Annotated in this window: 27 protein-coding genes and 1 tRNA gene; 2 read left to right on the forward strand and 26 right to left on the reverse strand. The window is 61.8% G+C overall.

Translation table 11 applies throughout. From position 1 onward, the window contains the following. Positions 1 to 40: 40 nt before the first annotated feature. From DW151_RS06705 to DW151_RS06810, 22 genes are all read right to left on the reverse strand, one after another. Complete coding sequence (locus DW151_RS06705) at positions 41 to 958, reverse strand: TatD family hydrolase (protein WP_118335030.1); 918 nt, start codon at positions 956 to 958, stop codon at positions 41 to 43. Then, positions 948 to 1808, reverse strand: coding sequence for a 16S rRNA (adenine(1518)-N(6)/adenine(1519)-N(6))-dimethyltransferase RsmA (rsmA, locus tag DW151_RS06710; protein ID WP_117776647.1), 861 nt, complete (start codon positions 1806 to 1808; stop codon positions 948 to 950). The genes DW151_RS06705 and rsmA overlap by 11 nt, the downstream gene beginning before the upstream one ends. Before the next feature lie 110 nt (positions 1809 to 1918). Beyond that, positions 1919 to 3520 carry a methionine--tRNA ligase gene (metG, locus tag DW151_RS06715; RefSeq protein ID WP_089572678.1) on the reverse strand — a complete coding sequence of 534 codons (1602 nt, stop codon included), beginning with the start codon at positions 3518 to 3520 and terminating at the stop codon, positions 1919 to 1921. 69 nt (positions 3521 to 3589) lie between these two features. Further along, positions 3590 to 4468: a 16S rRNA (cytidine(1402)-2'-O)-methyltransferase gene (gene rsmI, locus DW151_RS06720; protein ID WP_117583812.1), complete on the reverse strand. Its 879-nt coding sequence runs from the start codon at positions 4466 to 4468 to the stop codon at positions 3590 to 3592. A 6-nt stretch (positions 4469 to 4474) separates the two neighbouring features. Further along, positions 4475 to 5536: a glycoside hydrolase family 5 protein gene (locus DW151_RS06725; protein WP_118335032.1), complete on the reverse strand. Its 1062-nt coding sequence runs from the start codon at positions 5534 to 5536 to the stop codon at positions 4475 to 4477. A 482-nt stretch (positions 5537 to 6018) separates the two neighbouring features. Continuing rightward, positions 6019 to 6091, reverse strand: a tRNA-Phe gene (locus DW151_RS06730). Between the two features lie 123 nt (positions 6092 to 6214). Then, positions 6215 to 6499, reverse strand: coding sequence for a ribbon-helix-helix domain-containing protein (locus DW151_RS06735; RefSeq protein ID WP_035137167.1), 285 nt, complete (start codon positions 6497 to 6499; stop codon positions 6215 to 6217). Next, entirely contained in the window at positions 6474 to 6764 is a 291-nt protein-coding gene (locus tag DW151_RS06740) for a hypothetical protein (protein WP_117583813.1), read from the reverse strand. The genes DW151_RS06735 and DW151_RS06740 overlap by 26 nt, the downstream gene beginning before the upstream one ends. A 58-nt stretch (positions 6765 to 6822) precedes the next feature. Continuing rightward, a complete protein-coding gene (locus DW151_RS06745; protein ID WP_226790440.1) occupies positions 6823 to 7182 on the reverse strand; it encodes a DUF192 domain-containing protein in 360 nt (119 codons plus the stop codon). Further along, positions 7179 to 7655 (reverse strand): TadE/TadG family type IV pilus assembly protein, encoded by a 477-nt coding sequence (locus DW151_RS06750; RefSeq protein WP_118335034.1) that lies wholly within the window; start codon positions 7653 to 7655, stop codon positions 7179 to 7181. Before DW151_RS06750 ends, DW151_RS06745 begins: the two co-directional genes overlap by 4 nt. Next, positions 7655 to 9715, reverse strand: coding sequence for a hypothetical protein (locus tag DW151_RS06755; protein ID WP_118335036.1), 2061 nt, complete (start codon positions 9713 to 9715; stop codon positions 7655 to 7657). Before DW151_RS06755 ends, DW151_RS06750 begins: the two co-directional genes overlap by 1 nt. 76 nt (positions 9716 to 9791) lie before the next feature. After that, the gene (locus DW151_RS06760; RefSeq protein ID WP_117563703.1) at positions 9792 to 10328 is read right to left on the reverse strand and encodes a TadE/TadG family type IV pilus assembly protein; all 537 of its coding nucleotides are present in this window, start codon (positions 10326 to 10328) and stop codon (positions 9792 to 9794) included. Beyond that, a complete protein-coding gene (locus DW151_RS06765) occupies positions 10264 to 10482 on the reverse strand; it encodes a hypothetical protein (RefSeq protein ID WP_117563704.1) in 219 nt (72 codons plus the stop codon). Before DW151_RS06765 ends, DW151_RS06760 begins: the two co-directional genes overlap by 65 nt. 1 nt (position 10483) lies before the next feature. Beyond that, positions 10484 to 11047, reverse strand: coding sequence for a hypothetical protein (locus tag DW151_RS06770; RefSeq protein ID WP_128620524.1), 564 nt, complete (start codon positions 11045 to 11047; stop codon positions 10484 to 10486). Continuing rightward, positions 11011 to 11244 (reverse strand): hypothetical protein, encoded by a 234-nt coding sequence (locus tag DW151_RS06775; RefSeq protein WP_089572694.1) that lies wholly within the window; start codon positions 11242 to 11244, stop codon positions 11011 to 11013. The genes DW151_RS06770 and DW151_RS06775 overlap by 37 nt, the downstream gene beginning before the upstream one ends. Positions 11245 to 11254: 10 nt before the next feature. After that, entirely contained in the window at positions 11255 to 11896 is a 642-nt protein-coding gene (locus DW151_RS06780; RefSeq protein ID WP_118335038.1) for a type II secretion system F family protein, read from the reverse strand. Beyond that, positions 11893 to 12819, reverse strand: coding sequence for a type II secretion system F family protein (locus DW151_RS06785; RefSeq protein ID WP_118066132.1), 927 nt, complete (start codon positions 12817 to 12819; stop codon positions 11893 to 11895). Before DW151_RS06785 ends, DW151_RS06780 begins: the two co-directional genes overlap by 4 nt. Beyond that, entirely contained in the window at positions 12792 to 14120 is a 1329-nt protein-coding gene (locus DW151_RS06790; RefSeq protein ID WP_118335040.1) for a CpaF family protein, read from the reverse strand. Before DW151_RS06790 ends, DW151_RS06785 begins: the two co-directional genes overlap by 28 nt. Further along, positions 14117 to 15766, reverse strand: a complete 1650-nt coding sequence (locus DW151_RS06795; protein ID WP_118335042.1) for a P-loop NTPase — start codon at positions 15764 to 15766, stop codon at positions 14117 to 14119. Before DW151_RS06795 ends, DW151_RS06790 begins: the two co-directional genes overlap by 4 nt. After that, complete coding sequence (cpaB, locus tag DW151_RS06800) at positions 15766 to 16425, reverse strand: Flp pilus assembly protein CpaB (RefSeq protein WP_226790441.1); 660 nt, start codon at positions 16423 to 16425, stop codon at positions 15766 to 15768. The genes DW151_RS06795 and cpaB overlap by 1 nt, the downstream gene beginning before the upstream one ends. A gap of 251 nt (positions 16426 to 16676) precedes the next feature. Further along, a complete protein-coding gene (gene rsgA / locus DW151_RS06805) occupies positions 16677 to 17630 on the reverse strand; it encodes a ribosome small subunit-dependent GTPase A (protein WP_199570253.1) in 954 nt (317 codons plus the stop codon). Positions 17631 to 18244: 614 nt separating this feature from the next. Then, positions 18245 to 20926: a cation-translocating P-type ATPase gene (locus tag DW151_RS06810; RefSeq protein ID WP_118335044.1), complete on the reverse strand. Its 2682-nt coding sequence runs from the start codon at positions 20924 to 20926 to the stop codon at positions 18245 to 18247. A 442-nt stretch (positions 20927 to 21368) separates the two neighbouring features. Here DW151_RS06810 and pyk point away from each other — a divergent pair, with 442 nt between their 5' ends. Both pyk and DW151_RS10580 read left to right on the forward strand, forming a co-directional pair. Beyond that, the gene (gene pyk, locus DW151_RS06815; RefSeq protein WP_118335046.1) at positions 21369 to 22829 is read left to right on the forward strand and encodes a pyruvate kinase; all 1461 of its coding nucleotides are present in this window, start codon (positions 21369 to 21371) and stop codon (positions 22827 to 22829) included. A gap of 45 nt (positions 22830 to 22874) precedes the next feature. After that, the gene (locus DW151_RS10580) at positions 22875 to 23036 is read left to right on the forward strand and encodes a hypothetical protein (protein ID WP_158571672.1); all 162 of its coding nucleotides are present in this window, start codon (positions 22875 to 22877) and stop codon (positions 23034 to 23036) included. Here the strand turns inward: DW151_RS10580 and DW151_RS06820 are convergent. The 4 genes from DW151_RS06820 to cbiM all read right to left on the reverse strand — a co-directional run bounded on the left by DW151_RS06820 (position 23033) and on the right by cbiM (position 26677). Beyond that, positions 23033 to 23881, reverse strand: coding sequence for a hypothetical protein (locus DW151_RS06820; RefSeq protein ID WP_118335048.1), 849 nt, complete (start codon positions 23879 to 23881; stop codon positions 23033 to 23035). The two genes, DW151_RS10580 and DW151_RS06820, sit on opposite strands and share 4 nt — an antisense overlap. A gap of 79 nt (positions 23882 to 23960) precedes the next feature. Next, the gene (locus DW151_RS06825) at positions 23961 to 24731 is read right to left on the reverse strand and encodes an energy-coupling factor ABC transporter ATP-binding protein (RefSeq protein WP_233505638.1); all 771 of its coding nucleotides are present in this window, start codon (positions 24729 to 24731) and stop codon (positions 23961 to 23963) included. Between the two features lie 46 nt (positions 24732 to 24777). After that, complete coding sequence (locus tag DW151_RS06830; RefSeq protein WP_118335050.1) at positions 24778 to 25614, reverse strand: energy-coupling factor transporter transmembrane component T; 837 nt, start codon at positions 25612 to 25614, stop codon at positions 24778 to 24780. Next, positions 25592 to 26677: a cobalt transporter CbiM gene (gene cbiM, locus DW151_RS06835; protein WP_118335052.1), complete on the reverse strand. Its 1086-nt coding sequence runs from the start codon at positions 26675 to 26677 to the stop codon at positions 25592 to 25594. The genes DW151_RS06830 and cbiM overlap by 23 nt, the downstream gene beginning before the upstream one ends. Between the last annotated feature and the right edge of the window lie 27 nt (positions 26678 to 26704).

Raw genomic sequence — 26704 nt, forward strand, 5'->3', positions numbered from 1 at the left:
CAGGAATTAGAATAACGGAGCGCCACCGCGAACGCAAGAACTATTTTTGAAAAAGTTTGCAGGCATTTTCCCAAGCTGCTCGCGCGATTGCCTCAGCATCCTCGCCGGTACGATCGACACGGTCGTTGACCAGCGTGTTTGCCGTGATAGAAATCATTGCCGGCTCGCATTCAAGACCGCGGATGGGCTCCGGAGCCATATACGGGCAATCCGTCTCGAACAAAATTCGATCGAGTGGGGTTGCCGCAAATGCTTCGCGCACGTCGTCGTTGCGCTTAAAGGTGGCCGCACCACCATAGGCGATATAGCAGCCCAGCTTCACAAAGCGCTCCATCGTGGCGCGGTCCTCGCCAAAGCAGTGCAGCACACAACCGGCCTGGGGCACGCCCACCTCACGAAGCACGTTGTACGCATCCATATGCGAGGTGCGCTCCCCATCCGAGTCCTCGTGCCGCAGGTGCAACTCCACCGGCACGTTACGGCACACGGCAAGCTCGAGCTGGCGCGCCATGCAGTCAATCTGCACGTTATGAGGTGCCGGCGCGATATCGTCATCATAGTCCATGTGGTAGTCCAGGCCGATTTCGCCAATACCGGCGCACAAAGGGTCATCAAGCGCAGCAACAACCTGCGCGTGAATGTCGTCGGTATAGTCCGGCGCGCCATACGGATGCACGCCGGCAAGATACTTGATCTGCGGGATATCCTGCATCGGCAGAATTTCGCGCGTCAGCCAGTCGCTATAGTCCGTCACGCTGCGCTTGTCGGCGATGGGGTCGAAGACCGTCACCAACAGGTCGATGCCTGCCGCCTTGGCACGCACGAGTGTCTCGGGCACATCCTTGCCCCAGAACGAAAGCAGATGCGCATGCGTGTCGGCAAGCGGTGCCAAGGGCACGGGACAAGCAACCGTCTTCTTTTTCTTGGTAAACGTCACGCGTTCGGCATTAAGCGTCATGGGAAAGCTCCCGAGCCAGGCACACAAAGTCGGCGACGCCGAGCGTCTCGGCGCGCGTGGTGGGTGCGATACCGCAAGCCTCAAAGGCGGCATCGAGCACGTCCTTGGCAAAGCCGTTGGCGCTCATGGAATTGCGGATGGTCTTGCGACGCTGAGCAAATGCAGCATCAATCACGCGGGCTACAAATTCGCGATCGAGTCCTTCGGGCACCACACCGTCAACACGGTCGATACGCACGACGGCCGAGTCCACGTGTGGCGCCGGCATAAAGCAACGCGGCGGCACCTCAAAGCGACCCGTTACCTGCGCATACAGGCCAAGCTTTGCCGTATAGCCGCCATAGGTCTTGTTGCCCGGCACTGCGGCAATGCGATCGGCAACCTCCTTTTGCACCATGACGACGGCGCGCTTGAGCGCCGGCATCGTCTGGAAAAATTGCAAAATGATCGTCGCCGCCACGTTATAGGGCAAGTTCGCGACAAATACCGTCGGCTCACCGCCCGCAGCCTGCTCAATCTGCTCCGGCGTCACCTTGAGCGCGTCGCCCATGATAAAGCGGAAGTTGGCATAGTCGGCGGCGTGAGCATCGAGCACCGGCTCAAGCTCGGGATCGGCCTCAATGGACGTAACGCACGCCGCTTCCTGCAGCAACGCAAGTGTCAAAGTACCGCAACCCGGACCCACCTCGAGTACGCGCTCGTCACCTGCAAGCTCGGCAAGCTCGCAGATACGCTCGATCACATGATTGTCGATTAGAAAGTTCTGGCCCAGGCGATGCTTGGTCGCAAGGCCAAACTCCTCCAGCAGCTCCCTGGTGGCCGTGGGGTTTGCCAAAGGCGAAGTTGTCATAGTTGCCTCCTTAGCATGATGGCGGCGTCTTGAAACGAAAGGGCATGGACCGTTGCGGCCATGCCCTTACATCTAAACAGCAAATTGCCGATATGGCGCTCGCGCGGTCTCTACGCCAGACGCGGGAACAGCGGATCGCCCTTCTCGACAGGCTGACCACCAGCAAGCAGGCCCCAAGCGCAAATGCCCTTGAGGTCGTCGGTCGCGGCCTCGTTCTCGCAGGACAGGCGGCGCAGGGCCTCGGCAGAGGTCTGAGGCATGAGCGGCATCAGCAGGTGAGCGGCAATGCGGATGGCCTCGAGCAGGTTGTAGATCACAAACGCCAGCTCGTCAGCCTTAGCCTCATCCTTGGCAAGCGCCCAAGGCTCGGAGTCCTCGATGTAGTGGTTGGCGGCGTGGATGAGCTCCATAACCTCGTCCTTGGCTCCGCCGTAATCGAGCACGTCCATCTTGGCCATGTAGCGGTCGACCAGGCCATCGGCGATCTTTGCCAGCGGGTTGTCGAACGCATCGAACGATGCGGGCTTGGCGGGCGCGCAACCGTCAAAGTACTTGCCGCTCATGTTGAGCGAACGCGAGATAAGGTTGCCCCAGCTGTTAGCCAGGTCGGCGTTGTAGACCTGCTCCATGCGATCGAAGCTGATAGCGCCGTCGGTACCGGGAACGACGTCGGTCATAAAGTAGTAGCGATAGCCCTCGACGCCCAGCATGTCGATAACGTCCTGCGGAGCGATGGCGTTACCGCGGCTCTTGGACATCTTCTCGGCCTTGCCGGTCTCGGCATTGCGCACGGTCAGGAAGCCGTGGGCAAAGACGTGCTCGGGCAGGGCCTCGCCGATGGCCATGAGCATGGCGGGCCAAATGACGCAGTGGAAGCGGATGATGTCCTTACCCACGATGTGGAACTGCGCGGGCCAGCGATAGGCCAGCTCGGCACGCGCCTCGTCGGTGTCGACACCGTAGCCGACGGCCGTCATATAGTTGAGCAGCGCGTCAAACCATACATAGGTCACATGGCCCTCGTCAAACGGAACCTGGATGCCCCAGTCAAAGCTCGTGCGACTCACGGAAAGGTCGTTGAGGCCGCCCTCGACAAAGCTGCGAACCTCGTTCATGCGGAACGCAGGCTCGACAAAGTCGGGGTGCTCGTCATAGAGCTTGAGAAGCTTGTCCTGGAAGGCGGAAAGCTTAAAGAAGTAGGACTCCTCCTGGACGCGCTCAAGCGGACGGTGGCAGTCGGGGCATAGATGCTGGCCGACGCTGCCGTACTCCTCGTCGCCCTTCTGGACCTGCGTATCAGTGAAGTAGGTCTCGTCAGGCACGCAATACCAACCGTCGTAGCTGCCCTTATACAGGTAACCGGACTCCTTCATGCGCTCCCACAGGTACTGCACGGCATGATGCTGGCGCGGCTCGGTGGTGCGGATGAAGTCGTCGTTGGAAATCTCGAGCTTGCTCCAAAGCTCCTTGAAGTGCGGGGCCTGGCTATCGGTCCACTCCTGCGGCGTCATGCCATGCTTGGCTGCGGCCTCGGCGACCTTCTCGCCGTGCTCGTCCATGCCGGTCAGGAACTTGACGTTATAGCCGGCGGAACGGCGATAGCGAGCCTGAACGTCGGCGATGATGGTGGAATAAGCCGTGCCCAGGTGCGGATCGGCGTTGACGTAGTAGATGGGCGTCGTGATAAAGAACGAAGGCTTGCTTTGATCCATGGGGTTTGTCCTCCAGAAAAACGTTGCATACAGAGGATGATTCTAGCGCAAGGGCTGGATATCCTCCATCTATTGCATATCGAGCACCATGGCATAGACATCGCGCTTGCGGCGCGAATACTTCTGAGACAGGCGCTTGGCCACCGCAGACGCGGGCTCCCCCTCCTCGAGCGCGGCGCGGATATCCTCGCGCAGGGCCTCGTCGGGATCCGCTGCCGTGGCGCCGACCGGCACGATACCGGCCTCCTCATCCTCGCTCGGTGGCGCGATGACCAGCGCAATCTCGCCCTTTACCTCGCCGCGAGCACGCAGCTCCTCGGCAAGCTGGTCAGCGGGCCCGCGCAAGACCTCCTCGTGCAGCTTGGTGAGTTCGCGGCAGACGGCAACCTCACGCTGGGGAAAGACCTCCGCCACGGCCTCGAGCGTCGCCACGATGCGATGTGGAGACTCGTAGAAGATGAGTGCGCCGGGCACCACGGCAAGGCGCTGCAAACGGCGCACGCGGTCGCCGTGCTTTCGGCCCAAAAAGCCCTCGAAGAAAAAATGCTCGCAGGGAATGCCGGACGAAACAAGCGCCGTGACGCAAGCAGAGGGCCCGGGAATAACTTCGACGGGCACATCGGCCTCACGCGCCGCCTCGACCAGCGCCTGGCCGGGATCGGACACGCTCGGCATGCCGGCGTCCGAGGCAAAAGCGAGGGTCTCCCCCGCCAGCAGACGGTCGACCAGGCCGGCGGCGCGGCTGGCGATCACATTCTCGTCGCAACGGACAAGCGGCTTGGAAATGCCCAGGTGCATCAGTAGCTTTGACGTCACACGCGTGTCTTCGCAGCAGATGGCATCAGCAGCGGCAAAGGCCTCACCAACGCGCGGGGACAGGTCGCCCAGGTTGCCGATGGGCGTGCCGACCACATAGAGTTTGCCCGTATGGGCGCTGTTTTGCGTCATATCAACCTATTCAATCATGCCGCGCTCGAGCGTACCGAGCGCCGCGCGGGCGTCCCATGCTGCAATGCGCTTCTCGGTCTTCCACGTTTGGAAGAACCAACCGGCAGCCGGCGCAAACGAAGCCAGCTGGTTGGCGATAAACACGCGCTCGTAGGCATTGCGGCCCTCGGGCGTAACCGACGAGTTGGCAAAGATCGCCGCGCCCGACCATTCGCCCACCAGCACGGGGAACCCAGTCGAAATCGCTTCTTTAAGCTCGCGCTTGTTACGCGAAATCGCCGTCGTCAGCCCGCGAGGGCTCGTGATGTCGAGCGCATACTCGTCGCGGTAATGGTACAGATGAAGGTCCATGTAGACGTTCTTGTACTTGGCGCCGCGCATAAAATGCTTCCACTCGCTGGGATGCCCCGACGACGAGAAGACGACGATCTTATCCTCGGGCATATACGAACGGACGAGCTCGTAGGCATCGCGATAGAAATTGCGCAGGTAGTGAGCAGGAATGCCATCCGTCATGGTGAAGAGGCTCTTGCGAACGCTCATCTGCGGCGTGTCCAGCAGCTCAATGCCCAGCAGGCTCTCGGCCTCGCCATAGCGATCGGCCAAGCGCTCGAGCACGTCGAGTGCGACATGACGGCCGTTGGTGGACGAATGCCACTCGGCAACAGCCTCCGGCGTGGTGGGCGAATCGTTGGAATCGCCCTGGCCACCGGGCACGGTTGCCAGATCGAGCAGCACGCGGATGTCGTACTTGGCAGCCCACTCAATTGCGCGGTCGATGTAATCGACAACCGATATGTAGGAGGCATCGGACTCCTGTGAGCCAAAGGCATACCAGGGCACCGGCAGACGCACGGCATTGAGACCGATCTGCGCCATGCGAAGAAAATCGTCCTCGCTCACAAACGTCTCGTAATGGCGGCGCATGCGCTCGTTATAGGCGGCGGTACCCATGGCCTCCTGTAGCTCGGCCGCGTTGGATGCACCGGTCGCCGCGTACAGCGACGGGGTCACCCAAGGCTCGGGAATAAACCAGCCAGAGAGATTAACGCCGAGTATCCTCTCCATCACTGCCCCCTTCGGATCATGCAGGTCGAACCCGCATCGTATTGCATAGGATAAGTATCGTTTTGAGTATACCCGCGTGTGCGGACAGGCGACCGAACGGTCTGTAAAGTGACGCGAAAGTGGGAGGAATGTCTGGGGCGGGCGGGCTCGGAATGGTGCGACGAGGTGTGTACGCGCGCCGGAGGCAGGCACCGGAAAGTGTGTCCCGTTCTGAGCCCTTATTCTGGGACGCAGTTTCCGCAGAACCCTACATAAAAGAAAAGGACCCCTTTGCAGAGGTCCTAGTCAATTCAAGGTGGCGGGGAAGGGAATCGCGTCCGCGCGCTGCGCGGACGGACCGCTGCGGCGCTTACGCGCCTTGCGAGCTGCGCTGGCAAACGCTTACGCGTTTACTCAGCTCCGCGCCCTCACGGGGTTCGATTCCATGTGGGGGCTGCATAAAAGAAAAGGACCCCTTTGCAGAGGTCCTAGTCAATTCAAGGTGGCGGGGAAGGGAATCGAACCCCTGACACGAGGATTTTCAGTCCTCTGCTCTACCAACTGAGCTACCCAGCCATTTGAGGTGTGCCTTGTTTCAAGGCTTGATTAGTATAACCAAGGACGCGTTCCGGTCAACCGAGAATTTTAAAAAAGTTTTTGAGCACAGCCTCGGTTCTATAAATCGGCACGTCAGAGACATCAGCCAGCAGCAAGAAGTTTTTCGCTCAGAGCCGCACGGGCAAACTCACTTGGCGTCATCCCCTCGGCAGCCGCCCGTCGACGAATGGCCTCCTTCATTCCCAGAGGAATCTTGACCGACAGCGTTGCCGTCCCCTCACCTGAGAGTGGGGGCCGTCCATGCACGATCCCACCAACGGTGTGTTCGCCATCCGGAAACTCTCCGCGCTCGTACGACTCGCACCACGCGTCAATCATTTCATCCGTTACAACCTGACCATTAGCGGCCGTATACGTCTTGCCCATCATCGACCCCTTTGCCGAGCCCGTTCAATCTCCTGCCAAAATTTCTTCTGGACTGGAGACAAGGCATGAATGATAAGCCCCCACGGACAAGCTCGACCGCGACAAGCTCCACGCTTCGTCCGTCTGGGAGCCATCCAATCGCAAGCCATCTCGGCGGCTCGTCCTTCGGCTCGCGACGAATGCACTCAGTAACCGCAAGCCAAGCGCTAAGCACCTGCTTTTCCGTCAGGTGCTTTTTAGCGTTGGGATGGATCTCAACATCCATGCATCTTCTCCTCCATCTTACCCAATTTCGTATGACGAAAGTCCGCTGTCGCCAATTCTTAAGCCGGCACGCGTTGGAGAGCAGGGGTCGAAACAATGATTGAAGGACGCTCTAGTACGGCCCAGGCGCCGGGGCAGGAGCACATACGCCAGGGACGTACGTTTTCGTAGCATACGAGGACATAGCCACGTGCATCGATAAAGGCGATATCGATGGGATAGGCCATAAAACACGTATGGACCGAAGAGCAGCGTGGAAATGCCATGACGAGCGGCAGACCGTTGGCGGCAACCGGACACCGTCCCAGCATGCCGCGCAGGCGCACGGCAAACGACTCCGCCACCGCAAACTCGGCCGGCGTCCAGCCCAGCCTATTGAGTGCCCGCGCGTAGGCGATGTAGGACGAGACCGCGGTCACATGACCACCCCCGGACGCCATGGATCGACCGTCACCGCGCGCTCGTGCGACAACGTTGTCGGCGCCCCCAGCGGAACGCCAGCGATGCTGAGAGAAGTCGGCCACGGCTCATAGTGCATGGTGCAGGTGTAGGTCCTAAACGTACCGGATAGGGAGAGCAGGCCACCATCCGATGCCTCCGCGCCTTGCTCGCTCGACACTTCGATCTGCAAGTCATAGCCTTCCATGGCATTCAGAATTTGAGTCCGGACCGTCGCCGAGGCATCGACAGAGCTTTCGTCGCCCTCCCCGCTCGGCGCCACGGCGTGCGCCAACACGATGTCGGGCACCACGCGGTCGAAGCGCGCGACAGCGTTGGCATAGATCATGACGTTGTATACGATGAGTGCCAGCACCAGCAAAACGGGCGTAACCACTGCTATCTCCACCGTCGCTTGGGCGCGCTCCTCGCGCAGACGCATGCGGATACTCATTACGACCCACCGCCCAGAGCGCCAACCAGCGTGGCGACATCGACGGTGAGCGGGATGGAGCCGCCGCCGGGCAGAGGAATCTCCGCAAGCGTGAACACCGTACCGCTGATGGTGCGTTCGACTTGATATTCCAACGCCTCGCAAAGCGCCTTGGGATCGGTCACGCCCAACGGAATACTTCGCAGTTTGTCTTGCGCTTGAGAGAGACCAGCAATGTCAGACCCCGGGCTCTTAATGACGTTGGCGGAATCAGTCAGCACCGGCTTTCGCAGGCGCAAGTCGCACGGTTCCAAACCCAGCGCCGCCACGGACGCCGAAACGGTATCGCCGAGCCACGATGCGATGGAGCCCAACGCGCCGCTGCCCCCTCCTAGGCCTTTAATCATCTCGTCCATAAGTTCGTCGGCCGAACCTTGGATGTCTCCGTATCCCACAAGCAGCCGTCCCCAGACATCCATGACGCCATCGAGTACGCCGGCAACGCCACCCGAGCGTTCCTTCAATGTCGAGAAAAATCGCGAAAGCACGTTGTTTTGCGCCGTCGCCTCATCGGGCGCCAGCACCGCGGCAGAGATGGCACCGCGATCGCCAAGCCTGACTGCCGTGTTAAACGAAGAGTTGAGCTCATCGGGGCTCGAGATGGCACCCGAAACCGCAAAGGCAACCGCGCCGTTGCGACCGGGCGGAGCGATACGCGGACGCTCGCCCGAAAGCGCTTTAATGGCCTGGTCAAACGCATTGCTCGCACGGTCGGCCTCATCCTCGGTCTGACGCATGAGCTCAAGCTCTTTGTTCCGACATTTGACGTATTCCTCCAAGGCCTTTTTGAACTCGTCGAAGTGATATTCGAAGCCGTTTTCGATAGAGGTTGAAGGCGCCGCAACAGCACCAAGCGACAAAACGCCAAAATGGCATTTGCTGCATTTATCCTGTCCATCGTAATCGGCAACCGAAGCAAATCCGCTCGGCGTCCCTTTCTTATAGTTAGGGCAGGTCGTCCCGTAATGCAGATACGCCTTGTCATCGTTCACGCTAGTCGGCCACACCGCATCGGTATAGAGTTCCGTCGCCCGAACCTCATCAGAGTTGCGCGGCAGCAGCGGAATATAGGAGGAAACCCTGTCTCCGTTCTCGGTTATATGCGCCCGATCGACCTCCGCGCTCGCATAGGTATAAAACGCCTTACGCGCCGCAGACTCTGCCTTCATCTCGACACTCGAGCCGTGGGGCTTCTCATTTGTCAGACGCCAATGGTAGTAGTCCTTCGCGCGATCAAGGGCAACTTGGGGCTCCCACGTAACGCTCGATGAGTAATGCGGATTTCGAACACCGGAGAGATCCGTTAGGCTTTTCGCACGCTCCCACATGCAAGAACAGCTGCCGACCGAGCCCTTGTCAGACCCACCACAATCCGCCAGCCAAGCACGCTCTTTAGCCTTCGCCGTGTCCTCAGAAGCCTTCCGCAGCTCCTCGGCCGCACACTCTAAATCATCTGATGTGTCTTTAATGGCATCGGTCGAGATCTCGGACCCCTCGAGCGCAGCGAAGTCAGACTCGGATGTCCTGGGCACGGCAAGCGCCGTACCGGTATAGGTCACACTATCGGTATCCTGCGCCGACACCGCCTGCGTGGCACGCGCGGCGATCAGATACGGCAGAGCCGTCTCGATTTTCTGTAAGCCTTCCGATGCGCTTTTGGCAAACTTGTTGCGCGTTTTAATGATCTCAATCCCGGTGTCGACCATATTGCCGGCAACCGGCTCGGCACCCGGGATGAGGATGGCGACCAGGCCCGTCCCGATCGTGGCAAACCCCGCCAGCCCCAGACTCAAGATGCTCGCATCAACCACCGTGGCAGCCGTGTGATAGGACGACACTACGTTGGCACCCGCCAGCGCGCCACTATCAGCCGCCACCTGAGTATCCCCGGCACGCGACATGCTCCATATCGCCGCGGTCGACGAAAACAACAATGTGAGCACCACTAGGATGACCACGGCAGAAGAAAGCGTGGTATAGGCGCCGTCTTCGATAAACAGATCGACACCGGCTCGACCCATAAAGCCGCCTCGTTTGCGGAGAGCGCCTGGTCGACGGCGGGCCGCAAACCCTTGCGTCACCCGCAACAGGCAGCGCCTAATCCCATGCAGCAATCCACGAATCATAATCTCCCTCCAGCCATTCGGGACGCGATTGATACGAGACATCGACCTTGAGCTCAACGTAGCCGCCCTCGGCGGTACCACCCATAGCCTGCGCAAACGCACCGATCACAGGCAACGGCTTGACCTCGCCGGAAACGGACACGGACGAGACGCCACCCGCACCGGCCCGGCCAAGCTCGATATCCCACGACAACGGCCCGCCGGCATGAAAGATCGAAACGTTGGGCACTGCGGCAAGTCGGCGGCGGGTGAACTCCTTAAGATCGTCGTCCTCCGCCGTCGTCGTGGTCATGAGCCGCGCGGTCTCGGCGGCGGCAGACTCCATGACCGCGCGCGTATAGAGCAGGCACACCGGTTGCAGCGCGAGAAGGATGAGTGTCAGAAACGTCGGCAGCAAAAAAGCGGCCTCGACCGTAGACTGCGCCCGGTCCTCGCGCGCGGCATCAATACAACGCGATGTCCTTAGCGGCCGCAGCGGCGTCGATAACCGACGTCGAGGCAACGCCATGGGATGCCGCCCGCTCAACCAGCGCCGCCAAGCGCCCATCGGTGCCGGCACGCCAAAGTCCCGCGATCGCCAGCACGATCGATAACAGCGCCACCGTGACGATGGCGTATTCGACCGTCGCCTGGGCAGATTCCTCACGCAGGACATCATGCATTTCACGATCCCTCCTTTGAGTCCGTTGCCTGCGGGCTCAGGCGCACGGCGCGCAGACGACACGAAGCATCGCCAGCATCCGCGGCAATTGTCACCATATCGACCCAGCCGCGTTCGTCGCGCACGATGGCGCCCCACACGTTTCCCTTGATGTCGAGATAGCCGCTCAGAGCAAGTTGCGCCGTGGGTACCTCGCGATAGGCACGCAGCATATCCGCCGCCGCTTCGGTCATCGGTCGGTCCTCGGACCATGCAAGCCGGACCGCAATCGCGTTGCCCTCAGGCGAATCCGTCGCAGTGCCAGACCGCTTGTCGAGCGTCCGCAGAAAGGTTTGCGCCGTGACAGCGACATCCGAATCGTCCGCATCTCGCATCTCATCTTTTTGAGACGCCACCGCCGAATCTGAGCCCAAATCGGAGGCGGTCCCAGGACGCTGCTGCCGCGCGGCGTTAAGCCCCCAAAGCACCGCCGCTATCGCCACGGTCAGGCAAGCAAACACCAGCAGCACCCCGATGGGGCGCTCGCCCTCTACAGGCTGTTGATGCCCTCGCTGATAGCGTTCCATAGATCTTGGACCTTGCCCTTAAATGCGACGATGGCGATAATCGCGATCACCACGAGCACGCCGACCAAGATGGCATACTCAGTGGTACCCTGTGCACTCTCCTCCTGCAATAGTTCCTTGGCGCGCTGACGAACATGTGCCGCCCGGCAAAACGCCCAGCCCTGGACCTTGCCAGCAGCGTCAGTCATCGTGTTCATGTATTCCTCCCTACATCATCCCGCCTGCTCCCAGCAGCGGGCCCAATATGGACAGAAGCAACGCCGGCAAGATGAGCGTGCCGGTGGGAATCAGCAGCTTGACGGGCGCACGTTCGATCTCGCGCTCGACCGCGGCGCGATGAGCCGCACGGATCTCGCGACTTTGAGCGGCCAGCGTCTCGGCAAGTGGGGCACCCAGGGCGAGCGCCTGCCCCACCGTGATGGCAAAGGTCTCGAGCGCTCGCACGTCCAGGTCGCGCGCGGCGGCCAACAACTCGTCCTCACGCGTGCCCACGCCCACCTGCCACGCCATGCAGGCGCGCTCAAGGCGAAGAGCCAGCACTGACCGGCGGTTGGCGCAGAAAATCTCAAGCGCCGCATCAAACGAAAGACCGGCCGAAAGACCCAAGCGCACAACATCGATCATCTCGGACACTTCGCCGAGCGACACTCGCGCCGGGCCGCCCGCTCCAACCGCGCCCTTCACTCGCGCGGTCAGAGCATCGACCACCGAGCGACCCGCAGCAGCGACCAGCACCGCCTCGCGCTTGCAGGCCCCTGCGATCTTGCGCGCATCCACCCGATCCAAACCCGTCGCGACAAATACACTCAGGGCGCACAGGCAAGCCGCAACTGCAACCAGGGCGCTCATAGCTCCACCCTCATAATGCGCCGGATAACCACCAGGGCAACGGCGTTGAGGGCAAGACCCAGCACCACAGCGCCCGCGCCGGCAGGCGTCGCAAGACCGCGACGAAAATCTGCCGAAAGCAGCGCCAACACCGCGCACATGCCCGCCGGCATCGCCGCGACCATATGCGCAGACATGCGAGCCTGCGACGTCTTAACATCCAGGCGGCGCTTGAGCTCAATGCGCTCCCCCACCATGCTCGATGCCTCGGACAGTAAGTCGGCAAGCGGAGCGCCGGTGCGCTGAGACACCTTAAGCGCCAAGGTCACAAGCGAAAGACCGGGGGCGTCGATACGCACGAGCAAGTCATCGAGCGCGTCGGTCGCCGAGATGCCGCAATCGATCGCCGCCGCCACCCGCAAAAACTCGTTATGCACTGGCTCTTGCGCATGAGCGCCCACAAAGCGCATGCCCTGGGCCAGCGAATGTCCCGAGGCAAGCGACATGGAAAGTGCGGTAAACGCCTCGGGCATTGCCTCTTCTGCATCGTGTTGCTCGCGCCGGCTCTCAAAGCCATCCCGAGCGGCACCAACGGCAAACGGAGCAACAAGTCCCAAGGCAAATCCGAGGGGCGATAACGACACCATCGTTAGTAAAACGCAGCAGACACCGCTCGATAGCAGCAGAAACGCCAAACGTCCCGAAGCATCTTCGATCACGAGGCCAAGGCGATGCGCCGGAGCCAGCGATGCCCACGAACGGGCGATCTTTTTCAGCAGATCGTTTTCCACCAGCTCACGCGGCAGCTTCTCTGCCACCGTCTCGAGCGCCTGACGTGCCAGCTCCGCCGGCGGTACCTGCGGCACACGAGGTTCCGCCCCGCACGCCGTCGCGACAGAAAGCCCTGCCAAGCCCCCTACGACGAGGGGCACAGTGATCTCCATTCGTCCACCTCCTCTTGTGTGAGCGTCCCCGACCGCAGGCCTTCTGCGATAAACGGCGGCTCGCGGTCAAGCGTCCAGGTGCGCTCGGCGGCATCGAACGTCACATAGCGCTCGAGCTCTACGCCGCCCGATGCGGCGCGTCGCACCCCCGAATACGAGGAGACGAAGCGCCTGCCATCGGCGTGGCGCTCGGACATCACGATACCGTCGAGCGCCATGGCAATCTGCTCCTCGATGAGCTCACTCGGCAGGTCGATGCCATAACGTGCAAGCAACGTCAGACGCACCACGGTCTCCTGTTCTGAACCCGCATGAAGTGTGGTGAGCGACCCGTCGTGGCCCGTGTTCATGGCCTGCAACATGTCGCAGCACTCGGCACCGCGCACCTCGCCCACCACGATGCGGTCGGGGCGCATGCGCAGGGCATTAGTTACCAGGTCGCGGATCGTCACCGCGCCTTCACCCTCAATTGAAGCCTCGCGCGCCTCTAGGCGCACCACGTGCGGATGATGCGCAAACTTGAGCTCGGCAGAGTCCTCGATCGTCACGATGCGCTCGCCGGTGGAAATCTCACATGACAACGCGTTGAGCAGGGTGGTCTTACCAGATCCCGTGCCTCCCGCAACCGCCAGGTCCTGTCGCAGCGACACCGCGCACGACAGCAGCTGCGCATACCAAAGCGGCAGCGACCCCAGCCCCACAAGCTCGTCCAGCGAGCAGATACGGTCCGAGAACTTTCGGATGGTGAGAATCGGTCCGTCAATCGCCACAGGCGGAATCGCCGCGTTGACGCGATAGCCCGTTTTGAGGCGGGCGTTGACGATGGGGCTGCGCTCGTCGATACGGCGGCCAAGTGGCGAGATAATGCGGTCGATAAGCACACGGATCTGCTCATCATCCTCAAACGCATGCTCGATGGGGTACAAGACGCCGCCGCGTTCAAAGAAAGCCGAGCGGCAGCCGTTGATCATGATCTCGGTAACGGTGTCGTCCTCGATGAGCGGCTGCAACGGCCCCAAGCCCACCACGTCATCCAAAATCTCGTCGATGATGGTCTCGCGCTCGGGCGTCGCGAGATCGGTCGGCTCCTCAACATTGAGCGCCGCCTCCACCGCAGGACGCAATTCCGAGCGGGCAAGTGCCGGGTCGATATAGGCGCTGATACGCGCCACTTCGTCGTAACCCATGCGGTCCATCACGGCGCGCTTGGTGCGTCGTTTCACGGCGCGGCGACGCCCCACATCTACAGGCGCTGCCGCCGCCGCAGCGCCGGCAGCCTTAATCCTCGTTTGCAGGCTCATCGCTGATCACCCTCGCGCGACCAGGGAAGGCGGATACGCGGGCGTTCGGTGCGCGTTGCACGGTCGGCGATCATATCGCTCCAAGGGCCGACGGCGCACCCCAGTTCCACGAGCATCTCGCGCGTGGCCTCGCGCACGCTAGTCGCAAAAGCGCTGGTCTGCCCCACTGCCTCGTCAGCGCGCCCAAACGCCATGAGCGCGGCGAGATCCTGCCCGCCATCGGCGATACGAATCTTGGAGCTTAACGCACAGGCAATCTCAAAGCGCATGGCGACGTCCTCGTCTGCCCCGCGCGCACCGAACCGGTTGAACACGGCGCTCATGCGCGTGCGCGGCACACCTACTCGACCTGCCAGTTCAATGACGCGCGATGCCGATGCCGCGGACGACACCGCCGCATCGCCAACGACCAGGCAACGGTCGCTCGCCGCCACCGCAGCCGCCACGGCGTCGCCCCAAAAGACCGAGGTATCGATAAAGACCACGTCGGATTCGCGACGCAGAACATCAAGCAGTAGCTCCACCGGACGTGCCATGAGCTCGGCTTGCTCGGGCGCCGCGACGGGACCCCAGAGCGTAACGCCCGGCGCCACGCGCATCGAAGCGGCTACGATATCCGGCTCGGTGAGCATGCCCGCCGCCGACGGCTCGATAAGTGCCGCCATATCGCGCGGAGCATCGACGCCTAACAAGTCGTAAAGGTTTCCAAACATCAGGTCCAGGTCGAGCACGGCGGCACGCAAGCCCAACAGCGACGATGTGTGTGCCATGGTGGCAACGATCGTCGACTTGCCGCAACCGCCCGAACCCGAAATAGCGCAGATGACTGGAGCTCGATGCGGCGGAGCGGTAGCGTCTGCCGGCGGCATCGGAGGCGGCGGGGCGGGCGTCGGTGACAGCGTCCCCGTCTCCCCCGCCGCAACCACGTGCTGCGTCCAAGCCGGCATGGCTGCTTGTTCGGTCTGCGAGCCAGGCTCGTTCTGCGCAATCTGCTCATGCTGCATCAGCGACAACTCGCCGCACCCGGCAAGGCCCTCAACTTCGTCGAGTTCATCCGCCAGATTCACGCCGTGCACGTATCCCATATCTACTGCCGGGGAGTCGCCAGCATGCTGCGCCGGCCCTCCAGCGTCATCGTATACAAGGGGGTTCCGGGGGCGCCGACCATGCTCGGCTTCCGCTTTTCCATAATCATCAACACGCGGGCCTCTTGTAGCGCGAGGCGCCCCGGGTTCCCTATCAACAAAAGCATCGGGCTCAATCGTCATGCGCCGATCGGAATCAACCGCTCCCTCGCCCGCGCGCCCGTTGCCGCATATACTGTGTGCAGCGATGACCTCGGTCGCCCCCGCGCGAAACAGCCCCTCGATATCCGACGGATCGAGCGCTTCTATCAACACGACCACGCGACTCACGCGGCCTTCGGCCGTCAGGCGCGCAACAGTCTTGCGCACATCTTCGGTATCAAACAGAGACGCCGCGATGATGGCAGCCCCGCGGCGCGACGGAAACGCCCGCGCCATGGAAACCAGCCCGTCCAGGTCACCCACGCGAAGCACCTGTGCACCCGCATCACGGCCCTCGACTTCCCGCTGCAACAGCCCGTAATCGCCGCACGCGCAGCACGCAAGCCAGATCGCCTTCATCACTCGTCGCCTCCGCTCTTTTTGCCGCGCGCCGTGGCGGGAATCGTCAAGCTGACCGTTCCCTTGCCCGAGGCTCCCAGCAGTTCCTTGACGTCTTCGGGGTCAGCCGCCAGCGTCACCCATTCGATCTTGCCCTCGCGCGTGGCACCGGAATCCTCACTGGTATCGATCACGTACGCGCCGCACAGCCGATCGGTCACGCCGTCTTTTTGCACATACACATCCACGTAGCTGCCCACGCCCGTAGCACCGCCGACCGAGTGCTCGGCATCGACCGCCACCGAAACGGCGACCTTGCCCTTAGGCACCTCGAGCTTGCGGCTCTCGACCTTGGTGTAGACATTGCAGATCACGGCGTTTTTGGGAATACGCGAAGTCGTCACGTCGCCGCGCACCTGGCGCAGCTCGGTCGCCGCGTCACGCGGCAGCAGACTCGTCAGCCACTCCTGGGTTATGACATTGGTCTCATCGAGGGTCTCGCCCACATCGATATCGCGCGCCGCGACGCATACCTCGACGCGATCGCCACCGTACTTGGCCAAGGTCTCAGCCTGGACCTGTTCGGCTTGTGAGCGGATCGATGAGCCGTAAACCATGCAGAGCAGAGCAGCGAGCACGCCCGCGACCAGACTGATGGCGATGCGCTTGCTCTTGTTCACGGCCGCTCCTCTCATGGCAGTGCCGGGCGAATGCCCGTACCACCATTGTCTGGGCGGTCAGAGTGCAAAGCGGCGCAATCGCAATCTTGGTTTTCGATGTCAAACCAATCGCTGACCAAAAGCTGACCAGCCCGTCAAGCTCGTGGCAAGGTTTTGGTCAGCACGTCAGCAAACTGCATGTTTCGAGGCTTTTCCGCAGCAAAAAGCCGTCTCCCGAACAGTTGGGAAACGGCTGTCATAGGAAAAATCAATTACAGATGGACATCGGGATCGAGCATTTGAGCACTCACGCGCATGGATAACGCCAGGTTTTGGAACGTTTCCAGACGCAGGCTATCGATCTGCCCGGCGTCCTCGGCCTCGCGAACGGCGCAACCCGGCTCATGGGTATGCGTGCAATCGCCAAACCGGCACGCGCGCGATGCCTCGACAATCTCGGGGAAGGCGCGGGCCAGTCCCCGCTCGTGACCCACGAGCGGTAGGCTGCGCAGGCCCGGGGCATCGGCGATCACGCCGGCGTCGCCCGGCAGCGTCACCATCACGCGCGCGACGGTAGTGTGACGGCCCTGGTCGTCGCGTTCGCGCACACCGCCGGTCGCCAACGTATCGTGGCCCAGCAGCGCATTGAGCAGCGTCGACTTGCCGGCACCCGACTCGCCCAGAATCATGGCGCAGCTCCCGGCAGGCACGCAGGCACGGACCTCGTCCAGGCCGCGGCCCTCGGCAGAGGACGTCACGATCACGCGCACGTCCGGACCCACCAGGCGGCGCACGCGGTCCAGATCGCGCTCGAGCTCCTCGGCATCGCAGCGGTCAGCTTTGGTGAGTACCACCACCGGCTCGGCATCGCAGTCGAGCGCCAATACCAGCGAACGCGCCACGCGGTCGAGCAGAACCTCGCCGGCACCGAGCGCCTGCACGATTAGCACGCTATCCACGTTGGAGCAGAGCACCTGGCGCTCTCCGCGGGCTCGGCCGCGCCAACGCTCAAAGCTCGTACGGCGCGGCAGCACGCACTCAATCACACCCATATCGTGCCCGGGAGCGCGGCGCACCGCCACACGGTCGCCCACGGCAGGCAGAAGGACCTCGTCCTCGCCGCGCGACTTGGCAAACCCCACGGCATGCTCGGCGCGAAAGGTATCGTCAGCGGTCGCCACCAGTGGAAACCCGCGATCCAAGCGCACCACGGCGCCAAGCTGCATCTGCTCGGGCTCCTCGGCATGTGCGCAGAAATCATCAAAGGCAGTCTGCTGAGCTTCATCGATCGGCAGGTCATCAAACGCCGGAACGTCCTGCAGCGCGTCAAGCCCCGGTACACTCGCCAGCAACTCCTCAGCAGATGCGGGAGCCTCGGTCGCGAGCTTCCGACGACGATCACGCTTAGCCCGCGCCCCCGTCGTCTTTTTCTTCGCCTTAGCCTTAGCCTTAGCCACAAACGCCTCCCAGCACCAAAAATCACAACTGAGCAGGTATTTTCCCACAAAAAAGAGTCGGTCGAGCAAATGCTCGACCGACTCACACACTTTCCCTCAGCCTTTATCATCCACACGGGAGAAAAGTCAGCAACGTCACCGCAGGGCCCGCCCGCCGAGAGGGGTTTCCAAAGGGCACATCCTTTATTCAAAACGAGCGGCCGAGCAATTGCTCGGCCGCTCACCTTCTTTCCCTCAGCCCTTTTTCATCCGCGCGGGAGAAAAGCCAGTAAGGATACCGTAGGGCCCACCCTGGGAGTGTTTTCTTCTGAGCGATCCCGCAGCGCGAAGCGCGAGGACCAGCGAAGAAGAAAACACGCAGGGGCGGGCCCGGACAGGTTAACTTACTCCTTCTCGACCGCGCGCATGATCGCCTTGTAGATCTCCATCAGCGGGATGATCAGGAAGGCCAGGCCCAGGGCAGCGACAACGCCCTTGAGCTCAAGCGTCACGGGGCCAAAGAACATCTCGGCAAGCGTCGGCTGCACGGTCACGATCACCGTCAGCACCAGTGCCAGCGCGGCGGAAGCCCACAGCCACTTGTTCTGCTTCTTCATGGTGAACAGCGACGCACGACGGCTGCGCATATTGAAGCAGTGGAAAATCTCGACCATGTTGAGCGTGATGAACGCCATCATCACGCCTTCCTCGTCGGCATTGCCGGCGATCATATCGGCGATGTGGATGTAGCCCATGTCAAAGTACACGCCCACAAAGAAGCTCGCCAGCACCAGCGCGGTGATGATTAGGCCCTGGACCACGCAGTCCAGACCCATATGTCCGGCAAAGACACCGTCCTTGGCGTTGCGCGGCTTGCGCTTCATGATGTCGCCCTCGGCATCCTCCATGCCCAGCGCAAGCGCGGGGAAGCAGTCGGTGACCAGGTTCACCCACAGCAGCTGCACCGGCTGGAAGATGGTAAAGCCGATGAGCGTGGCGATAAACACCGAGAACACCTCGGCAAGGTTGGCCGAAAGCAGGAACTGGATGACCTTGCGGATGTTGTCGTAGATGCGACGACCCTCTTCGCAGGCGCCGATGATGGTAGCGAAGTTGTCATCGGCAAGTACCATGTCGGCGACGTTCTTGGTGACGTCGGTACCGGTGATGCCCATACCAACGCCAATGTCGGCGCGCTTGATGGACGGGGCGTCGTTGACGCCATCGCCCGTCATGGCCACGATCTGGTCGCGCGACTTCCAAGCCTCGACGATGCGTGTCTTGTGCTCGGGCTGGACGCGGGCGTACACGCCGTAGTCCTCGATGTGCGCGTCGAGTTCCTCGTCGCTCATGCGATCGAGGTCGGCACCGGTGATGGCCTGGCTGCGATCGGCGACGATGCCCAGCTGCTTGGCGATGGCCACGGCGGTGTCGATGTGGTCGCCCGTGATCATGACGGTGCGGATACCGGCGTCGTGCGCCTCGTGGATAGCGTCGGCCACCTCGGGACGGACCGGGTCGATCATGCCGGACAGGCCACAGAAGACCAGGTCATGCTCGAGCGCAGCGGGGCTGCAGTCGTCGGGAACCTCGGTGTAGGTGCGGCTTGCCAGCGCCAGTACGCGCAGGGCCTCGTCGGCCATGGCCTTGTTGGCCGCCACGAGCTCGGCGCGGCGCTCCTCGGTCAGGGGGACGACCTTATCGCCCTCGTAGATATGGGTGCACAGGCCGATCACCACGTCGGGCGCACCCTTGGTGTACTGCTCGTACTCGCCATCCAGGGTCTCGACGACCACGGACATCATCTTGCGGCCCGAGTCAAACGGGGCCTCGCCCACGCGCGGATGCTCGGCAGTCAGGCCAGTGAGGCCCGCCTTGCCGGCGTCGTTGACGAGCGCGCACTCAGTCGGCTCGCCCACGGCCTCGCCCAGCTCCTCGTCCCACTGAGCATCGGAGCACAGCGCCATGCCGGCCAGGAACTTCTCCTTGGGCGCAGCGAGCTCGTGCTTGACGACGGTCATCTTGTTTTGGGTAAGGGTACCGGTCTTGTCGGAGCAGATGGTCTGCGTGCAGCCGAGAGTCTCGACGGCAGAGAGCTTGCGGATGATTGCCTGGCGCTTAGCCATCTTGGTCACGCCAAGCGATAGCACGATGGTCACGACGGCGACCAGGCCCTCGGGGATGGCAGCGACGGCGAGCGAGACGGCGACCATAAAGGTATCGAGCAGGGCGGTCGGGTCGGTAAGAACGTTGCCCACGCCGTGGCGGATGATATCAACGCCAAAGATGACGACGCAGATGACGATAACCATAATGGTAAGGATGCGGCTGAGCTCGGCGAGCTTCACTTGCAACGGCGTGAGCTCTTCCTTGGCCTCGGCAAGAGCACCGGCAATCTTGCCCATCTCGGTGTTCATACCGGTGCCGACCACGACGGCGCGACCGCGACCGTACACCACGGTGGAGCCCATGTAGCACATGTTCTTACGGTCGCCGAGTGGCACGTCGTCGGTGCCCGCGGCGAGCTCGATCACGTTGGCGTGCTTCTCGACCGGCACGGACTCGCCGGTGAGCGCGGCCTCTTCGATCTTCATCGTGGCGCTCTCGAGCACGCGGCAATCGGCCGGGACGGAGTCGCCCGCCTCGAGCATGATCACGTCGCCAGGCACGAGCTCGGCGCTCGGCAGATGTACGAGCTTGCCGTCGCGCAGCACCTTGGACTGCGCCGCGCTCATCTCCTGCAGGGCCTCGAGGGCCTCCTCGCTCTTGGCTTCCTGGACCACGCCCAGCACCGAGTTGACGATAACGACGAACATGATGATGGCGACATCGGCAAAGTCCGCCTCGCCCTTGACCATACCCGTGAGCGCGCTGATGACGGCGGCAACGATCAGCATGATGACCATGGGGTCGGCCATCTGTTCAAAGAAACGCTTCCACAGCGGCGTCTTCTCGGCTTCCTCAAGCTTGTTAGGGCCTGTCTTGGCGAGGCGCGACGACGCCTCGCCGTTGCTCAGGCCGAGGTTCTCATCGACACCTTGGTCGCTGAGCACCTCCGCCGCGGCGGACAGGTATTCCTTTTGCATATAGAGTCCCCTCCTGGGATTCGGGCCACTCAGCAGATTGATGCCCGATCATAATTCCCAGGAGAAGGGCAAGGGCTCATCAAGGCTGCCGTGCTGAGCGGCAGTTGATAGTGGAGCTATGGTACCCCAAAGCGACGCGTCTAGCCAAAACAATCGGTTTGGAAATATGGTCCGCACGCAACGGTGCAGACCGTGTGATGCTCAACATTGGTAAAACGTTTTTTCTTCGGCACATCGTCAAACTGACATATCGCCCAGATAGCAGCGGTTAGAGCGGTTGGTAAAGATTTTTCATATACCGTTTTTCTCGCAAAAAATGAACTTCCATTTCGGCATACGGTCGATTTTTTGGGGTATTCGGTCGGCATTTCGTTATAATCATTTCGGTTTTATTTCTTATGGTTTATCTATCAGCGCAAGACGATGTCAGATGGAGGTCTGAATGTACAAGCGCACCAAGATTGTATGCACCATGGGTCCCGCCTGCGATAGCGACGAGACCATCCGCGAGATGATCAAGGCGGGCATGAACGTCGCCCGTTTTAACTTCTCGCACGGATCCTACGACGAGCACCACGGTCGCATCGAGCGCGTCCGTCGTATTTCCAAGGAGCTCGGTCTGCCCGTCGGCATCCTGCTCGACACCAAGGGCCCCGAGGTCCGCACCGGCCTTCTGGTCGATGGCAAGAAGGTTGCCGTCAAGACCGGCGACAAGATCGTCGTCACCGCTCAGCCCACGTCCGAGGATTTCCACGGCACCGCTGAGCACATCTCCCTCGACTACCTGGCTCTGCCTTCCGAGGTCGAGAAGGGCTCCCTCATCCTGATCGATGACGGCCTGGTTGCCCTCGAGGTCGAGTCCGTCAGCGGCCAGGACATGACCTGCGTCGTTAAGAACGACGGCCTGATCGGCGAGCGCAAGGGCGTCAACATGCCCAACGTCAACATCTCGCTGCCCGCCATCACCGAGCGCGATCGTCAGGACATCCTCTTTGGCCTGACCGAGAACATCGACTACATCGCCGCTTCCTTCATCCGTGACGGCGAGTCCGTCCGCGGCATCCGCGAGCTTTGCCGCGAGAACGGCGGCGAGCACGTGACGATCTTCCCGAAGATCGAGTGCGCCCTGGGCGTCGAGAACTTCGACGAGATCCTCGAGGCTTCCGACGGCATCATGGTCGCCCGTGGCGACCTGGGCATCGAGATCAAGCCCGAGCTCGTTCCGCACATCCAGAAGGAGATCATCGCCAAGTGCAACGCGGCCTACAAGCCCGTTATCACCGCTACGCAGATGCTCGACTCCATGCAGCAGAACCCGCGCCCGACGCGCGCCGAGGTTGCCGACGTTGCGAACGCCATCTACGACGGCACCGACGCCGTTATGCTCTCTGGCGAGTCCGCTGCCGGTAAGTACCCGGTCGAGGCCGTTAAGATGCAGGCCAGCATTGCTCTCGAGACCGAGAAGTACCTCCCGGCCCACGCTCCGCTCGAGGTTCCGGCCGATGCTCACGGCACCCGCGTTGTCAACAACGTTGTGGGTATGTCCGCTGTGAACATGGCTACCACCGTTGGCGCCAAGTGCATCACCGTGCCGACGACCACCGGTCGTACCGCTCGCCTGATCTCGCACTTCCGTCCCAACATGCCGATCTGTGCGTTCTCCCGCCACGAGTGGGCCGTCCAGCAGATGATCATGTACTGGGGCGTTATCCCGCACCAGGCCGAGATTACCCAGGGCACCGTCAACGGCACGATCGTCAAGGCGATCGAGACCGCTAAGGAGCTCGGCTACGTCAAGACTGGCGATTTGACCGTCGCTACCGCCGGCGATCCCCGCATGAGCGTCCAGCTCGAGGACAAGGTCTCCTCGACCAACGTCGCTTACGTCGCTCAGGTGCGCTAAGTCGTACTTGCAAGCATATTTGCATTGCAAAGGGCCCGGAAGGCATTGCCTTCTGGGCCCTTTTTTAAGACCTTCTTCATACGCCGCTTCATCGATTTGCGTTCAGTCGCGAGCCTTTCCGATGCCGAGCGCACCACCGAAGATGCCCTGCGACGGGAGCTATTGGTCGATTGGGATGAGCTGTTCGCCGTCAAGCCGGCCGGCTAGCAGCTAGCGATCAGGGGGACTGCGGGAACGTCAGAAGCAGCAACGCGGGCCGCAAATCCCGCCTCGGTCAGCTCGATGACCTCGGTAAACGTTGCGTCGAAGAACTCCTCGGTTAGCAGGCGATACGGCGGATGATCGGGCTCGCCGGGGTTTTCGCGTACAATCTCGTGCATGACGCCGATGGTCTTGAGCACATACTCCTTATGAATGGGATACTGCCCAAAACGCGTCGCAGCGGTATACAGGCGATCGGTCGCACGCGGGATGGAAACAATGCCCAGCGTCTTACCAAACCAGTCAAAGTCGCCTTGCTTTTTAATGCGGAACTCCTCGCACGGCTTGCCGCCGTGTGCTTCCAGATACTGGTTCACACGCGTGTTCCATACCGTGTCGGCCACCAGATGCGACCAGACGCCCAGCGTTAAATCGAGCAGCGACTGCGCCACATCTTCGGACGCAAGCGAGAACTCACAGGCGCCGGGACCGGCAACCGGCTCGGCATCCTTGTAGCGCTGGGGATAGTGTACACGGTTCAGTCGCTCGTGTTCCTCGATAATCGAGGTCGCCGCGGCCGGCGCACCGGTGGGCGAACTTTTAAGCAACGGTGCCACATAGGTATCCCAGAACTCATGCTCACGAGGCTTAGGGATGGGCTCAGGCTTGGCAAAGTGCGTAATGCGGTACGGAATGGGATCGGCGATGCCAGGGACCATATAGCCCACGAAGATATCCGGGACCACGCAGCCAAACAAAAAGGCATTGCGGTCGCGCACGCTACTGGCAAGCGCACCGGTGCGCTCCAGCAAACGCTCCGTCTGAGCAATATGAATGTTCCAGCTTGGCATAGCCACCCCCATAAAAACCTGGATAACTATACCATCACGGCAAAGCCGCGCGGGCGGCTACGCACGCTCTACGCAGCAACTAGTCCGTAGCACCGCTTTCGGTTCCATACGACGGCGAAGGCGCCTCGACCACATGGTGATATCGATCGATATAGATAGCGCGGGCACCCAGGCGTCGCACCAAATCCTGGTGATGCGTGCTCATCAAGACCGTCTTACCCGCCGCAACGTAGGCCAGCAAAAAGTTGACCACGATGTCGCATGAATCCTCGTCGAGCCCATTGGTAGGCTCGTCGAGCACCAGGATATCGGGGTTCATAGACACAACCGCAGCCAGCGCCACGCGCTTCTTTTGCCCGCCCGAGAGCTGATAGGGAGAGGCGTCGGCAAGGTCGGCAACCTGGAACAGCTCCATGGCATCGCGGACGCGGCGCTCGAGCTCGTCTGCCGGCAACCCCATCTGCGCGGGACCAAAAGCAACTTCCTCGCCCACCGTAGCGCAAAAGAGCTGCGCGTCGGCATTCTGGAACACAAAGCCCACGCGCTGATGAAAACGCTGAGCGGCCGCGGAATCCTTGAGATATGCCGCATCGATTACGTCCCCGTCAAACAGGTATGCTCCTGCGTCGGCAAGTTCAAGGCCGTTAATAAGGCGCATGATCGTCGTCTTACCGCAGCCGTTGGGACCGAGCAGGGCAACGAGTTCACCACGATCGACCTGCAGCGAAACGCCGTCGACCACCGTATGCCCCGCATAGGAGAACACCACGTCGCGCAGCTCGATGAGCGGCGTGGCCTCGGCGCCGCCCGCACCGTTCGTACCCGCCGCACTATTCATATCGATCGTCAAAACGTCGCCCTTCCCTATTTGCATCCCCAGCCGGAACCAGCAGCGCCTACAGCACCGCGCACAACACGGCGAGCAGAACCACGCCGGCCGCATAGACCGCATCGCGCCAGCCAAACCCGGCGCGTGCAGGCGCCGGATACACGCCGGCAAAGCCGCGGCAAAGCATAGCCTCATCCATCGCGCGGCTGCATTCCATCGCCTTGATAAACGTCATGCCCATGATACCCGCCAGCGAGTCGGTGCGCGAAAAACCCGCAGGCGCGGAACCGACGCTGCGCAGCATGACCGATTCGCACAGATCGTGCGCCGTGCGTCCCAGCACCTCGATATGCTTGAGCGCCATATCAAACGTAAAGATAACTTCGTCGGGTAGATGCAGCATCTTGAGCGCCGCCGACATGCGGCTCCAGGTGAGCGTCCACGAAACACCCAGCACCAGCGACACGTTAATGAACGTCTTGAGTGCAATCTTGAGCATGGCGCCCGTGGCAGAAGCACCCAGCAGCAGGGCAGGCAGCGCCAGAACCACCGCAAGCCCCGTGGCGCCGAGCGCCGGCACAAAGGTTGCCCGCAGCCCGCGTACGGGGCGCACGGCAACGAGCACCAGCGCGACAGCCGCCATCAACATGAGGTACAGCGGGCTCTGCGTCAGACACACGCACAGGACGCAAACGAACATCCCCACCAGGCGCACCGGAGCCGAAACGCAAGAAAGGGCGCGGTCGATCATCGACCCGCCCTCGTGCGCGCCTCCACCAAGGCGAACCCGCTCAAGCAGGCTCGCCAAGTGCAGGACGTTTTGTTGCATCACACGATGCCGAGCCCCCACGGGCTCGTATCGCTCCTCAGCCGCAAGCCAGCTAGGCAGCTCGGCTATTGCCATGAACACCGCTTTCCTTGACCGTCAGCGAGACCAGGCGGAATGCGATGGTGAGCACCGCCACGCCAATTACGCCCGAAAGAATATACATCGCGGCCTGGCCGGCAAAGCCAAGGCCCTGCTCCTCGGAATAGGCCTGCAGATAATCGCCCGTGGGCAGGGCATCGGCAAAGGTCGGGGTATCGAGACCGACCGAAGCCTGCAGGCTGTCGTCGCCAGCCTCCTGAACGGCGGTCGCGGCGCCCTCAGCGTCCCACTCGCCCCAGGCGTCACCCGTGGCCAGCAGGCCCAGCGGCGTGGCAACGACAAGCACGGCAACCAAGATGAGCGTGGGGACCAGCGAGGTCTTCTTGGCAGCAGCGCCCTCGGCAGCAAGCTGGCCATCGACGACCTCGGGCCCGACGATAATGCTCGGCGCCGTCTTCTTAATGAAGCCGTAGATGGCGGCCGTCGCCACGCCCTCGATCACGCCGGCAACCAGCATATGCGGGATCAACATGGCCGGAATAGCCACGGACAGTGGGAAGGGGCAGTACAGCGGCGCGCCCGAAGCGTTGGTGAAGAGCATCGGCTGAATACCAAACTCGATTGCCGCGCACAGGGCCGCCAGGCACAGGCCGACCCAACCGCTCACGATGGCAGAAACCGAGGTGCCCCAGCTCTTGTCGTGCAGACGGCTGTTGAGCGCACGGAACACGATAGCAGCGACAAACGGCAGCACAAAGGCCATGTTAAAGCAGTTGGCGCCAAACGACAGAACGCCGCCGTCGCCAAACAGCAGCGCCTGCAGAGCCAGCGCGACCGAGACAGCGATAGCCGCGGCCTCGGGACCCAGCAGCAGCGCGATGAGTGCGCCGCCGACGGCGTGGCCTGTGGTGCCGCCGGGCAGCGGAACGTTAAACATCATGAGCAAAAAGGAGAACGCAGCGCAAATACCCAGAAAGGCCATATGCTCGCGATCGAGCGTGGCGCGCACCTTCTTAATGCAGTGAACCCAAACGGGAACCATCGCCACCGCCATGACGGCATCGGTCTGCGGGGACAGGTAGTTGTCTGGAATGTGCATATACGCCTCCCGGTTGTCGGCGCACGG

The organism is Collinsella sp. AM13-34, assembly GCF_003473055.1.
Lineage (GTDB): Bacteria > Actinomycetota > Coriobacteriia > Coriobacteriales > Coriobacteriaceae > Collinsella.